The following is a 13189-nucleotide window of genomic DNA, read 5'->3' on the forward strand; positions in this document are numbered from 1 at the left end:
GTGCTGGCCATCCGCAACGCCGCACGCGGAGAGCACGTCGACGACCATCAGGACCAGATCGCCGCCCTGGTGAACTCCCTCGGCATCGCCACGGCCGTGCCCGGCCCCGCCGTGACCCGCGAGATCTGCGAGCGCGCGGCGGCGCTGACGACCATCGACGACCTGACCCTCTCGAGTGAGCGAGCCGCATGAGCGCCCCGAAGACCACGCCCCTCCCGCCCGTCGAGCACCTCGCGCGCCGCGAGATCTTCGCCGTCGGACGGGGCCAGTACGAGAACGTCGGCGACGTCCTGCTGCGACGTCCGCTGCTGGACTGGGCCCGCGAGAGCGGTCGTCTGCACGTCTACGTCGGGCACTCGCCCGAGGGGTACGACGAGGGGCTGGGGCTGCAGCCGGAGGACGTCGTCTACCGCTCGTTCGTCGCCTGGTACCGCGCGCTCGTCGGCTACGCCGCGCGCGGCGAGGCCGACAGCCTCTACAAGCCCGGAGAGCTGCAGCTGACGCTCATCGGCATGAAGGAGCACCTCGCGATGCTCCCCGCCGCGGCCCTCGTGCGCGCGCGCGGGGGCCGGGTCGCGCGCATCGGTGCCGGCGCCCGCGATTTCGCACCCCTGCCGCGCGCGCTGATGTGGCCCTCGAACGCCCTCAGCTCCTACACGCGGTGGCGGGACGACCGCACTGCGGCCTATCTCGGATTCGGGCCGGCCATGCCCGACCTGGGCTTCTCCGAGGGTCTCGACGCGCAGGGTCTCGAGAGCGCCCGGGCCGAGGGATCCGGCATCCGGGATCTGTTCGTCGTCTCGCTGCGCGACGACACCGAGGTCGCCCCGCGGCCGTACCCGCAGCCCGCGTGGATCGCCGCGGTCCGCGGCGCGGCCGCGCAGCTCGGGCTCCGCCTGGTCGTCGTCACGCAGGTGAGCGTCGACGACGAGCGGTCGCGTCGTCTGGCGCGCGACCTTGACGCCGAGGTGGTCGGCTGGCCCGCGCTGGGGGCCCACGCCGCGCAGGAGGAGCGGCTGCGGGCCGTCTACCGCCGTACCGCCGTCGCCGCGAGCGACCGCCTGCACGTCATCATCGCCGCCTATACCGAGGGCGCGATGCCGATCGGTCTGCAGCTCGACGACGCCGACAAGATCTCGCGTCATTTCGACACGATCGGTCTGCGCGACATCGCCGTCAACACCACGGGGATGGATGCCGACACCCTCCGCGACCGTCTGGTCGCCCTGTCCGGGCGCCGCGACGAGGCGCTGACGGCGCTGAGCGGAGCCCGCGCGCGCCTCGACGTCGTCCGCGCCGAGCTCGCCGCGCTGCTGCGCCGCGAGGGCACGTCGCCGGCCGTCCGTCCCGGGGTCGATTTGCCGACCGTTCATCACCTGGGTCGCGACGGGGACCACCCCGGGGGCATGACGCAGGTGGTCAACGCGTATCTCGCGTGGCCGTTCGCGCGGTGCCGCGTCGACGTGATCGCCTCGCGCGGCAACCCCGGCGACCATCTGACGGCGATGCGCCTGTTCCTCGCCGCGCGGCGCCGCGTGCGCCGGATCGCGCGCTCGGGGGATCCGGCGGTCGTCGTGGCGCACCTGTCGGAGCGGGGATCCTTCCTGCGCGAGGGCCATCTGGCCCGACTGGCCGCGCGGCTCGGCGTCCCGGTGATCGCCCACCTGCACGGCAGCGAGTTCGAGGTCTACGAGGAGCGGCACCCCCGACGCGTGCGCGACGTCCTGTCCGCCTGCGCCCACGTGATCGCCCTCTCGGAGTCCGCGCGGGCGATCGCCGCGCGCACCGTGGGCGACGAGCGGGTGAGCATCGTCCCCAACGCGGTCCCGTCGGGGCCCGCGACGGCCCGCGACCGCGTCGTCGTGTTCGGCGGAGTGGTGTCGCGGCGCAAGGGCGTCGACGTGCTCGACGCCGCGTGGCGCCGGGTGCACCCGATGTTCCCCGACTGGACGCTGCTGCTAGCCGGGCCCCTCCGCGAGCCCGACGTCGTCGACCGCGCCCTGCCGGGGGCCGTCTTCCTGGACGCTGTCCCGCACGACGAGCTGCTCGGGCTGCTCGAGAACGCGGCCGTCGCGGTCCTGCCCTCTCGCGACGAGGCCATGCCCATGTTCATCCTCGAGGCGCTGGCTCGTCGGGTGTGCGTCGTCTCGACCGAGGTCGGCGGCATCCCGGACGTCCTCGACGGCGGACGCGGGCACCTGGTCGCTCCGGGCGACGTGGACGCGCTGGTCGCCGCCCTCACCGCCGCGCTGGGCGACGAGGCCGATCGCGAGCGCCGGGCGGCGCACGGCCACGAGTCCTTCCGCGAGACCTTCGCGGCCGAGACCGTCTACCCGCGCGTGGAGTCCATCTGGCTCGCCCCTCTCGGCGACCGTTTCGGCGGCGAGAACACGCCCGGGACCGAACCGAACAGCACTGCGACGGTCAGGCACACCGCCACGGCCCCGAGGCACAGCACCGCCGCGATCAGCGTCGCGGGAGCGGCCCCCACGGGGATCAGCGGAACCACGGCGGCCAAGAGCAGCGTGTGAAGGACGTACACCGGGAGCGTCCGGCGCCCCACGGCGACGAACGGCGCTGACAGCACGCGCGAGCGCGCCAGCACCGAGGCCACGACCACGCACGCCGCGACGCACACCACCGAGAGCGCGACCCGGGCCACGCCCGCGGCGGCCGAGGGCACGATCGTGAAGAGGGCGAACGAGACCGGCACGATCACCAGCGCCGGGACGATCCACCAGGTGCGGGTGCGGGCGGCCAGCCCCTTCCACCGCGTGGTCGCGCGCACCCCGAGCACGAAGAAGAACAGGTACAGCGCGATCGAGCGCCAGATCGGATTGCCGCCCGTGGGCACGACGTCGTACGCGGCCGCCACCGACAGCGCGGCCGCGGGGACCAGCACCGCCCACGTCGGCCACGCGCGGGTGGCCCGGGCGATCACGACGTAGGCGATCAGGGCGAACAGGAACCACAGTCCCGTCGTCGGCCACACCGGCAGCAGCAGGAACGCCAGCCACGGCGGCACGTCGCCCAGCGGCCAGGGCACGAAGCTGAACCAGATCGCGCGGACCGCCGACCACAGCACGTAGACGTACACCAGCAGCCAGAGGCGGCGCGACCACACCTCGCCCCAGGGGCGCTGCACGACGCTCGCGGCGAGCATGCCCGAGATGACGAAGAACAGCGGCATCCGGATCGCGGTGAGGAAGGTGTTGGCGGTGGCGAGCCAGCCGAGGTCCCAGCCGTAAGCCCCCATCAGCTGCAGCGCGTGGGCCAGCACCACGAGGATCATGGCGCCCCCGCGCGCGGTGTCGGGCCACCGCAGCCGCGGGGCGCTCATCGCGACTCCCGGGCGTTCGCGCGGGCGGTTCTCGCTCCCGCGGAACGGCCGAAGGGATAGACGAACAACCACGACACCCGGGTGAGGTAGCGGGTGATCACGATGGACAGGGCGGTCACGATCGCGGTCATCGCGCCGATCACGAGCAGACCCCGTCCGGGCAGGGTGTCGAGCCACCCGGCGATGTGCGACAGGCCGATCGCCAGCAGGGCGATCACGAAGATGTGCACCAGGTACACGTTGAGCGAGCGCACCCCGATGTACGACAGCCACCCCAGCGGACGCACCCGGGCGAGCCGCGTAGCGAGGGTGAACCCGGCGGCGACCACCAGCACCTGACCGATGAAGGCGACCCCCGGGATGCCGGCGACCCGGGGCACGAAGGTCGCGAACGCCGCGAACCCGGCGAACGCCACGATGCTCCCCACGATGACCAGCGGGGTCGTGCGCTCGACCGCGGCGTGGATGCGTCGCTGGAACGTCGCCCCCAGGACGAAGAACACGAAGTACTCGATCATGCGGTTCCACCCCACGTTCTCGGTGTCGATGAGCCCCGCCGACATCAACGTCGACGCGATCAGCGCCGCCGCGACCAGGACCCACGCCGGCAGCACCCGACTCGCCCATAGCACCAGCGTGAAGACGAACAGCGCGTAGATGAACCAGTACGAGCTGATCGGCCAGACCAGGATCCCCAGCAGCGCCAGCGGATCGGATGCCGCGGTGCCCGCGCCGTCCGCGCGCACGTTCGGCACCACCAGGTAGAACACGAACCGCAGCAGCGACCACACCACGTACAGGTAGAGGTACTGCCGCAGTCGTCGCCTCCACAGGTCGGCGAAGGACCAGCTCTGGATGCGCGTCTGGAACAACCCCGAGATGAGGAAGAACGCCGGCATCGGGAACAGGTCGAGCACGATCCTCGCGCGGCCGACGCCCGCGGCATCCATCCCCAGCGAGTTCAAGAAGAGCGACACGTGATACGCGACGATCATGATGATCGCCACGCCTTTGACCACGTCCATCCAGTCCCGCCGGCCGACGTCGTCGCGCAGCCACAGGCTAGCCCGTCGAGTGTGTTCCATTCCGTTCCCCCCAGAATCGGTCCGAACGCTCGGCATCCTCGCGGCCCCCCGCGCCGATGCGTTCGGTGTTCGCGCGCGCGAGTGCGCGCGCCCGGTCCGCCCCGCGACGCACGCGATCGACGGCGTCGTGAGCGTCGAGTGCCGAGACCACGACATCGCGGATGCCGGTCCCCATGCCCGTGCGCGGTGACACGCACAGTTCGGGCCAGTCGAACAGGCGCATGAGCCCCTCGACCTTGCCCTGCGAGGCGAGTGTGACCGCCGGCACCCCCTGCGCCAGCGACATCACCGCCAGGTGCATCCGCCCGGTCACCACGACCGACGCCGACGCGGCGAGACGGCGGATTTCACTCGGCCCGAGCATCGTCTCCACCAGCGTCACCCCGTCCTCCCACCCGTCGCGCCGCACCGCGTCGAGGACGCCCCGGCAGGCGGCCAGGTCGTCCGCGGTGCGCCGCAGCACGTGCGGAAGAAGGACGACGTGGATGCCGCGCGCCCGCAGTTCAGCGAGGACCGGGCCGTACTCCACGCCCTGGTCGACGGTGCGCGCGATCAGTCCGCTGGCGTTGACGAGCGCGTACGGAGGTTCGAGGCCCTCGAGCGCGGCGGGGAGGCGGTCGGCGCGGCGGTCGTCGGTGAACACGATGTCGGCGGTCTCGACAACACCGGGGATGCCGAGGTCGCGCACCCGCGCCGCCGAGGCGGGGTCGCGCAGCAGCAGGCGGGCCCCGGCGGTCCCCGCGCGACGCAGGGCGTCGCGGGCCGGTCGCGGTGCGGCTCCGTTCCAGCTGAACCCGATGATCGAGGTGTCGAAGCCCCTCTCGGCCGCGACCGCGGCGATCGTCGACCGGCGCACCGAGGGGCGCAGCGAGTACACGCCGTCCATGATGTCGGCGCCGATGATCGACACCGTCGCCGCGTCGCCGAGGAGTGCGCCCAGGGCGCGCACGTCGCCGCGGTGACCGTGGTCGTCGCCGTAGAGGAGGTGGGGGAGGGCGACGATGCGCGCCCGCCCGACGAGGTCGGGGGGCAGCACCAGATCGTCGTCGTTGCGGGTGACGATCGTCACGGGGCGGTCAGCCGCGGCGACGAAGGCTTCCACCATCGCCTGGTCGCCGATGTTGCCGGCGCCCGGCGGGGCGATGAGCACGTGACCGCGCTCGCCGGGTCGGCCCGCCGACGAACGCAGCAGCGCGGCGAAACGCCGGGTCGGCAGCCCGCTGCGGTCGAGCACCTGACGGGGCAGGCGGCGCAGGCGCCGCCGGATCGATCCGAGTTTCACGGGGTGTCCTCTCCGGCGTTGCGGGTGCCCCGCGCCCGGCGCAGGTGCTGGCGCAGCGCGAGGATCGTGCGGACGTCGCGGCGATAGGCCGGCAGCACGACCGTGGTCAGGGCCAGGGCGGCGACGAGGACGATCGCCCCCACCACCAGATCGGCGATGTCGTCGAGGCCGGGCCAGAGCGCCGTGACCGCGGCCGAGAGCCCGGCGGCCACGCCGTAGACGGCGACGGTGCGCGCGCCCGCCCAGAACAGGGGAGCGCCGCGCAAGAAGGTGCCGCGCGTCATCCACACGATGCCGATGGGCCAGACCAGCACGTTGCCGATCGTGTACGCCCACGCGACGCCCTCGACGCCCCACAGGGATCCTGCGACGATCAGGCCGATCACCACGGGCCGCGTCGAGATCGTGTACCAGAAGAAGCGCTTGGTCAGCCCCAGCGAGAGCGACACCCAGTACGTCGCGTAGGCCGCCGCCTGGAAGAACCCGGCGATCGCGAGGATCTGGAACAGGTGCACGGTCGGTTCCCACCGCGGGCCCAGCGCCACGGCGACGAGGGCGGGCGCCTGGGCGACGCTGAACGCCAGCACCCCGGCGACGATGTTCAGCAGCACGATCTGACCCACCGCGAGGAAGCGCGCGTACCGTTCGGGATCGTCCTGCAGCCGCGAGAGGGTCGGCAGGGCGACGCGCGACGCGGGCGCGTTGATCTGGTTGAGCGGCAGCACCATCAGTTGGAAGGCGCGGTTGTAGAAACCGAGCGAGGCCGGTCCGAACAGGCGGCCGATCATGACGGAGTCGATGTTGCGACTGGCGTAGACGAGGACCTGGGATGCCACCAGGTGCCCTCCGAACGACACCAGCCCGCGGACGGACTCGGTGCGCGAGGGCAGCCCCGGCCACCAGCCCGCCACCAGGGGCAGCGCGAACGCCATCAGCAGCACCGGCAGGACCTGCTGGACCACGAGCGCCCAGTACCCCCACCCCCAGGTGGCCAGCACCAGCGCGACGCCGAGACCGGTGATCTGCGCGCCGATCTCGACGGACGACAGCGACACGAACCGGAAGTCGCGGTTCAGGTGCGCCCGGAACTGCGTCGAGAAGCCGTTCAGCAGGAAGGTGGGTGCCAGGGCGATCGCCACGGCCACCAGGCGCGGGTCGGCGTACAGCGCCGAGATCGGCACCGCCAGGGCGGCGCACGCGATGCTCAGCAGCGCCCCGATGCCCACGTTGATCCAGAACAGCGTCGAGCGCTGACCGTGCGAGAGGGTCTTCGCCTGGATCGCGGCGCTGGACAAGCCGAAGTCGCGCACGATCTCGCCGACGCCCACGATCGCCAGCACCATCGCCGTCACACCGTAATCACTGGGCGAGAGCAGTCGGGCCAGCAGCACGATGCCGGTGACCTGCACGACGATGCGGACGCCCTGCGCGCCCATCGTCGTCGCGGCGCCGCGCGAGGCGGTGCGCCCGAGGCTCCGCGGCGGCGCACTCACGCCGGGATCCGTTCCCGCAGGTCGGTGCGTGCGGCGGTCGGGGCGAACGGCACCGCGGCGCGCTCGCCACCGTGCACGGCGAGCAGGGCCAGGACGCCGATGATGACGTGCATGCTGCGCACCGCGTCGAGGGTGTTGAAGCCGGTGATGGCCACGAGGTAGGCGACGAGGGCGAGCAGGGCGCCGAGGTTGCCGGTGATCGTGGCGCGCCAGGCCAGTGCCGCGGCGAAGGCGAGGAAGAAGAGCAGTCCCGGGATGCCGACGCTGATCAGCAGCTGCAGCATGCTGTTCTCGATGATGATCGTGTCGAACAGACGACTCGTCTCGCCCGAGGTCCCCGGCCCGGTGCCGATCCACCCCGACAGATCGGACGCGCGGAAGGCGACGTCGACGGCGCGGTCGCGCACGTCGGCCGAGATGCGCGATTCGATCGAGTCGGCCCGCTCGACGAGCGGCCCGAAGTTCAGGGCGCCCACGCCGCCGACGGCCGCGACGACCACCAGCTGCATCCACCTCTTCGCGTGCGCCCATCCGATGAAGAACGGACTGATCAGGATGCCGAGCCCCACCGCGACGGCGACGGCGGCGAGCGGGCCGCGCGACACCGTCCCCATGACGCCGGCGGCGGCGATCAGTCCGGCCACCAGCGGCCAGCGGCGCCCCTGCGTGAGCCAGGTGCCGAGGCCGAGCAGGGCCGGGACGGTGAGGAACGCGGCCGCGAACAGCGGGTGCGAGAACGCCCCGCGCGCGCGGTAGACCGAGAAGACGAGATCCCCCGACGCGGTGCCGTACAGCGGCGAGAAGCGCAGGATCGATTCACCCAGGATGTACAGGCCCGACAGGGCGCCGACCACGAGGAGCGTCTCGCGCAGAAGGTGGGCTTCGCGACGCGCGTCGACGACCAGCAGCGGCACGAGCACGCTGGTGACGAATGCCACCGACCAGCCGATCGACGTCTCGTCCCAGCCGTTGAGCGCGGTCGAGCAGACCAGCCACACCGCGAAGAGCAGGCCCGTGGCGTACACCGCGTACCGCGCCGCGAGCGCCGAGCGCTTCTCGGCCGGGAGCGTCCCGCGCCCCCCGGGTGCGAGCAGGCGTCGGACCACCCAGACGCCCATGATCATCGCCAGGGGCGGCACGGCGTTGAAGGGTCCTTCGGCGGGGATGAGTCGCGTGGGGAACAGCGCGAGGATCGCCATCGCGAGCGAGGGCAACCAGTGCACGGGGACCGTGAACAGCGCGATGGCGAACACGGTCAGCGCGGGGATGAGCGCGGCGATGGCCAGGCTCGGTTCGTCGATCGCGCGGATCGCGGCCGCGGTGCCGCCGAGCACGAAGACCGTCGCGAGCGCGCCGAGCAGCCACGGGCGCCACGCGCCCGCCGGTCGTGCCCTCGCGATGAGGTGCCCTGCCATCCTGCTCATCCGATCCCCGCCCCCGCCCCGTGGATGTGCTGAGCACACGCTAGCGAGCGCCGGTGTCCGTCACGTTTCCTGCCCGTGACGCTGCGGAGGCGGGCCGGTGGGCACGGCGGCGTTCGGCTGATTCAGAAGTGCGCGGGAGGATCATGCCTGCATGACCACCTCAGAGGCGGCGGCGCCCGCGATCCGGACCGACCCGCTGTCGGCCCCGCCGACCCGCCTGCGGGCGGCGGTCGTGACCGCCGTCGCCACCGTCGTCGCCCTCATCGTCCTGGGCTTCGTCCTGCGCGCCGTGCCCATCGATCTCGCTCTGTCGCGAGCGGTGCACCACCTGCACGGTTCGGGCATCGCCCCGATCGCCGAGGGCTTTTACCGGGCGCTCAAACCGCTGCCGGCCGCGGGCATCATGCTCGTCGCGACCGTCTGCGTGGGCCTCGGGACCCGTCGATGGCGGACCGCGCTGCTGTTCCTCGGCACGGTGGCGGTGACGTGGGGTTCCGCCGAGGCGGCCAAGCTGGTCGTCGACCGCCCGCGCCCGGGGCTCGCCCACGCGGTCGCCCCCGTGATCGGATCGGTGACCGACGCGTCGTTCCCGAGCGGCCACGTCGCGTTCACGGCATCGTTCGCCCTCGCCCTGGTCGTCGTGCTGTGGGCCACACGATGGCGCCTCGTCGCCGTCGCGGGCGGCGTGCTGCTCGTGGCCGCGATGTCGGTGTCGGTCGTCGTCATCGGCGTGCACTACGCGGGCGACGTCGTGGCATCCGTCATCTGGGTCGCCGGCGTCTTCCCGGCCGTCCGTGCCGGAGGGGCGATGCTCATCGCGCGTCTCGAGACGCGCTCGGTCCTTCGCCGCGGGCGGATCGGGGTCTGACACCGGCTCCCGCGACGAAGACGGGGGAGGGGAGGGATGCCGGGAGTCTCGGCATCCCTTGCCGTCCTCACTTCACCTGGGCGCTGATGACGCTCATCACGGCCGTGTCGGCGAGGGTCGTGGTGTCGCCGACCTCGCGGCCCTCGGCGACGTCGCGCAGGAGCCGGCGCATGATCTTGCCCGAGCGGGTCTTGGGCAGCTCGCCGACGATGTAGACGTCGCGGGGACGCGCGATCGGACCGATCTGCTCGCCCACCCACCGCCGCAGTTCGTCGCCCAGACCCTCGACGGGGTTCTGCTTCAGGTAGCGGCTCTTGATGATCACGAAGGCCACGACCGCTTGTCCGGTCGTCTCGTCGGACGCGCCCACGACCGCGGCCTCGGCGACGCCCTCATGGCCGACCAGGGCCGACTCGATCTCGGCCGTCGACAGGCGGTGGCCCGAGACGTTCATGACGTCGTCGACGCGGCCCAGCAGCCAGACGTCGCCGTCGTCGTCGAGGCGGGCGCCGTCACCGGCGAAGTAGTAGCCCTTGTCGGCGAACTTCTCCCAGTAGGTCTCGCGGTAGCGGTCCGGGTCGCCCCAGATGCCGCGCAGCATGCTCGGCCACGGCTCGGTCACCACCAGCAGCCCGCCGGAACCGTTGCCGACCGGCTCGCCGCTGTCGTCGACGACGGCGATCGAGATCCCGGGCACGGGCACCTGGGCCGAGCCGGGCTTGGTCTCGGTGACGCCCGGCAGGGCCGAGATCATGATCGCCCCGGTCTCGGTCTGCCACCACGTGTCGACGATCGGGGTCTCGTCCGCGCCGATGATCTCGCGGTACCAGACCCAGGCCTCGGGGTTGATGGGCTCGCCCACCGAGCCGAGCAGGCGCAGCGACGACAGGTCGAAGCTCTGCGGCACGTCGCGACCGATCTTCATGAACGAGCGGATCGCGGTGGGGGCCGTGTAGAAGACGGTCACGCCGTGGTTCTGGATGAGCTCCCACCAGCGGCCGGGGTGCGGGGTGTCGGGGGTCCCCTCGTAAAGCAGCTGCGTCACACCGTTGGCGAGCGGGCCGTATGTCACGTACGAGTGACCGGTGATCCAGCCGATGTCGGCGGTGCACCAGTAGACGTCGGTCTCGGGGTGCACGTCGTGCACGACGCGGTTGGTGAACGCCGCCTGCGTCAGGTAACCGCCCGAGGTGTGCAGGATGCCCTTGGGCTTTCCGGTCGTGCCCGAGGTGTACAGGATGAACAGCGGCGTCTCGGCGGGGAACGCCTGCGCCTCGTGATCCGCCGAGGCCTGCGGCACGACGTCGTGCCACCAGATGTCGCGGTCGTCGGTCCACTCGACGTCGTTCTCGCCGCGCTTGAGGACGAGGACGTGTTCGACGGTCTCCTGGATGCCGGAGCCGTTGCGGTCCGCGAGAGCCTGGTCGACCGCGGGCTTCAGCAGCGAGACCTTGCCCTTGCGCCATCCGCCATCGGCGGTGATGACGACCTTGGCTCCGGCGTCGTCGATCCGCGCGCGCAGGCTGTCGGCCGAGAAGCCGCCGAACACGACCGAGTGCACCGCGCCGATGCGCGCGACCGCGAGCATCGAGGCGATTGCCTCGGGGATCATGGGCAGGTACAGGGCGACGCGGTCGCCCTTCTCGACGCCGAGGTCGGTCAGCACGTTGGCGAGGCGCTTGACCTCGTCGGTCAGCTCGGCATAAGTCACGTTGCGCTGGTCGCCCGGCTCGCCCTCCCACCGCAGGGCGATGCGATCGCCGTTGCCGGCCTCGACGTGGCGGTCGAGGCAGTTGTAGGCGACGTTCAGCTCGCCGTCCGCGAACCACTCGGCGAAGGGCGGGTTGGACCAGTCCAGCACCGTGGTGAACGGTGTGTGCCAGTGCAGTTCCCGGGCCTGGTCGGCCCAGAAGCCCTCGCGGTCGGCGGCCGCGCGCTCGTACAGGCTGCGATCGGCGACGGCGTTGCCGGCGAAAGCGGCCGACGGGGCGAACCGGCGGGTCTCGGTGAGGAGGTGGTCGATCTGGCTGCTCATCGCGGCGCTCCTTCGCGTTCCTGGACGCCCGCGACGGTGCACGGCGTCTCCACTCGGTCACGCTAGCGACCGCCTCCGACAGGGGCCACCTCCGATAGTTGGCATCCGCCGGGTGGGAAACAGGTGATATATCGCGATGAATATGTTCGATGAGTTGGGTTCGGTCGCTCCCCCCGCGTAGTCTGTTCATCGCCCGAACATCGCTTTCGGCATTCGCGCCGGAGAGAGCCCCCCAATTTTTCTCCGGCGCGTGGCGGCATCCCTCGCCCCCCACTGTAGGGATGCCGCCCCTTCTTCTTTCCGGGGTGGATCGCGGTCCGCCTCCTCCTCCCCAGCCGGGTCCACGGGGATTCTCTCCCCGGAAGCGACCGTGAGTCCCGCGCGGTCTGCCCCGTCGTCTCTAGCGTCGGGGCATGTCCTCCCCGCTCCCTCCGCGACTCCCCGCCGCGAGCGCGTCGCCCACCGGCGACGACGACGCGGCGCTGAGCTTCCTGCGGCCGTTCCTGGACGACCCGCGCATCACCGACCTGCTGGTCAACGGCGAGGACGGCCTCTTCGTGGATCGGGGAGCGGGGCTCGAGCGCGTGCCGTCATGGAGCGCCGACGAAGCCGAGGTGCGTCGCCTCGCCGTGCGGCTCATCGCCCGCGGCGGGCGCCACCTCGACGACGCCTCTCCCTGCGTCGACGTCCGTCTCGACCACGGCGTCCGGGTGCACGCCGTGCTGGCGCCCGTCGCGGTGCGCGGCACGAGCATCTCGGTGCGCATCCCGCGGCGCCACGCCCTCGACCTCGTGGCGCTCGAGCGTTCGGGCATGCTGTCGGCTTCGGCGCGCCGGCGACTCGAGTCGCTCGTCGAGCGCCGCGAGAACGTGCTCGTCTCGGGGGCCACCGGGGCCGGCAAGACGACCCTGTTGACGGCGCTGCTGTCGGCGGTACCCGCCGACGAACGGATCGTCACCATAGAAGAGGTGTGCGAGCTCCGGCCGCGCCACCCGCACCACGTCGCCCTCGAGGCCCGTCAGCCCAACCTCGAGGGCGCCGGTGGCGTCAGTCTCGCCCGGCTCGTGCGCGAAGCGCTGCGCATGCGCCCCGACCGCCTCGTCGTGGGCGAATGCCGCGGCCCCGAGGTGCGTGAGTTGCTCGCGGCGCTCAACACCGGCCACGACGGAGGAGCCGGAACGCTGCACGCGCGGAGCCTGGTCGACGTCGCGCCGCGACTCGAGGCGCTGGGCGCCCTGGCGGGCATGGACCCGGCGACCACGGCCCGGCAGTGCGCGTCCGCCATCGACGCGATCGTGCACGTGGAGCGCGTACACGGCCGTCGACGGGTGGTGGGTTGGGGGCGTCCGGTGGTTCAGGACGGCCGCCTGCGTATCGAGCCCCGGGAGTGGTCGTGACGCGCCGACAGGTGGGAGCGGACCCCCTCGAGACGGTCCTGCGTCTGGCCGTGCTGCTCTCGGCCGGGGCGTCGGCGCCCACGGCCTGGGCACACCTTGCCGAGACGGGGGACGAGACCCTGCGCGCGGCGGCCGAGGCGGCCGGACGCGGAGGGGACGTCGGCGTCCCGCTCCGCGCGGCGGGCGCGGCCTGGAGGGACGTCGCCGCGATCTGGACCGTGGCCGTCGAGACCGGAGCGCCGCTCGCCGACACCCTGCGCACGGT

At 72.3% G+C, this 13189-nt stretch carries 9 protein-coding genes and 2 pseudogenes; 5 read left to right on the forward strand and 6 right to left on the reverse strand.

Annotated features, from left to right (window positions below; all coding sequences use genetic code 11):
* On the forward strand, positions 1–192 hold a 192-nt coding region (locus DBR36_RS17505; RefSeq protein WP_219927606.1), incomplete at its 5' end, for a hypothetical protein.
* A 1214-nt stretch (positions 193–1406) separates the two neighbouring features.
* Positions 1407–2309, forward strand: a pseudogene (locus DBR36_RS18220) (glycosyltransferase family 4 protein); the annotation flags it as partial.
* Between the two features lie 20 nt (positions 2310–2329).
* Here DBR36_RS18220 and DBR36_RS18225 read toward each other — a convergent pair.
* The 5 genes from DBR36_RS18225 to DBR36_RS18025 are packed head-to-tail and all read right to left on the reverse strand — an operon-like array spanning position 2330 to position 8615.
* Positions 2330–3340 carry an acyltransferase family protein gene (locus DBR36_RS18225; RefSeq protein WP_108317481.1) on the reverse strand — a complete coding sequence of 337 codons (1011 nt, stop codon included), beginning with the start codon at positions 3338–3340 and terminating at the stop codon, positions 2330–2332.
* The gene (locus DBR36_RS02885; protein WP_181373450.1) at positions 3337–4425 is read right to left on the reverse strand and encodes an acyltransferase family protein; all 1089 of its coding nucleotides are present in this window, start codon (positions 4423–4425) and stop codon (positions 3337–3339) included. The genes DBR36_RS18225 and DBR36_RS02885 overlap by 4 nt, the downstream gene beginning before the upstream one ends.
* Complete coding sequence (locus tag DBR36_RS02890; protein ID WP_108317483.1) at positions 4403–5707, reverse strand: polysaccharide pyruvyl transferase family protein; 1305 nt, start codon at positions 5705–5707, stop codon at positions 4403–4405. The genes DBR36_RS02885 and DBR36_RS02890 overlap by 23 nt, the downstream gene beginning before the upstream one ends.
* Positions 5704–7200, reverse strand: coding sequence for a lipopolysaccharide biosynthesis protein (locus DBR36_RS02895; RefSeq protein ID WP_219927607.1), 1497 nt, complete (start codon positions 7198–7200; stop codon positions 5704–5706). Before DBR36_RS02895 ends, DBR36_RS02890 begins: the two co-directional genes overlap by 4 nt.
* Complete coding sequence (locus DBR36_RS18025) at positions 7197–8615, reverse strand: hypothetical protein (protein WP_108317484.1); 1419 nt, start codon at positions 8613–8615, stop codon at positions 7197–7199. The genes DBR36_RS02895 and DBR36_RS18025 overlap by 4 nt, the downstream gene beginning before the upstream one ends.
* A gap of 160 nt (positions 8616–8775) precedes the next feature.
* Between DBR36_RS18025 and DBR36_RS02905 the strand changes: the two genes are divergently transcribed.
* Positions 8776–9492, forward strand: coding sequence for a phosphatase PAP2 family protein (locus DBR36_RS02905; RefSeq protein ID WP_108317485.1), 717 nt, complete (start codon positions 8776–8778; stop codon positions 9490–9492).
* 67 nt (positions 9493–9559) lie between these two features.
* Here the strand turns inward: DBR36_RS02905 and acs are convergent, their stop codons facing one another.
* Positions 9560–11527, reverse strand: coding sequence for an acetate--CoA ligase (gene acs / locus DBR36_RS02910; protein WP_108317486.1), 1968 nt, complete (start codon positions 11525–11527; stop codon positions 9560–9562).
* A gap of 413 nt (positions 11528–11940) precedes the next feature.
* Between acs and DBR36_RS02915 the strand changes: the two genes are divergently transcribed.
* Positions 11941–12924: a TadA family conjugal transfer-associated ATPase gene (locus DBR36_RS02915; RefSeq protein WP_108317487.1), complete on the forward strand. Its 984-nt coding sequence runs from the start codon at positions 11941–11943 to the stop codon at positions 12922–12924.
* Positions 12921–13189 (forward strand): annotated as a pseudogene (locus DBR36_RS02920) (pilus assembly protein TadB); the annotation flags it as partial. The gene DBR36_RS02915 and the pseudogene DBR36_RS02920, both read left to right, overlap by 4 nt.

The sequence above is a fragment of the Microbacterium sp. HMWF026 genome, from assembly GCF_003061325.1.
GTDB lineage: Bacteria > Actinomycetota > Actinomycetes > Actinomycetales > Microbacteriaceae > Microbacterium > Microbacterium testaceum_E.

Bases quoted from the DNA above. Each gene is read 5' to 3' on its own strand.
- DBR36_RS18025 (WP_108317484.1), bottom strand. From the start codon at position 8,615: ATGGCAGGGCACCTCATCGCGAGGGCACGACCGGCGGGCGCGTGGCGC.
- DBR36_RS02885 (WP_181373450.1), bottom strand. From the start codon at position 4,425: ATGGAACACACTCGACGGGCTAGCCTGTGGCTGCGCGACGACGTCGGC.
- acs (WP_108317486.1), bottom strand. From the start codon at position 11,527: ATGAGCAGCCAGATCGACCACCTCCTCACCGAGACCCGCCGGTTCGCC.
- DBR36_RS02905 (WP_108317485.1), top strand. From the start codon at position 8,776: ATGACCACCTCAGAGGCGGCGGCGCCCGCGATCCGGACCGACCCGCTG.
- DBR36_RS02915 (WP_108317487.1), top strand. From the start codon at position 11,941: ATGTCCTCCCCGCTCCCTCCGCGACTCCCCGCCGCGAGCGCGTCGCCC.
- DBR36_RS18225 (WP_108317481.1), bottom strand. From the start codon at position 3,340: ATGAGCGCCCCGCGGCTGCGGTGGCCCGACACCGCGCGCGGGGGCGCC.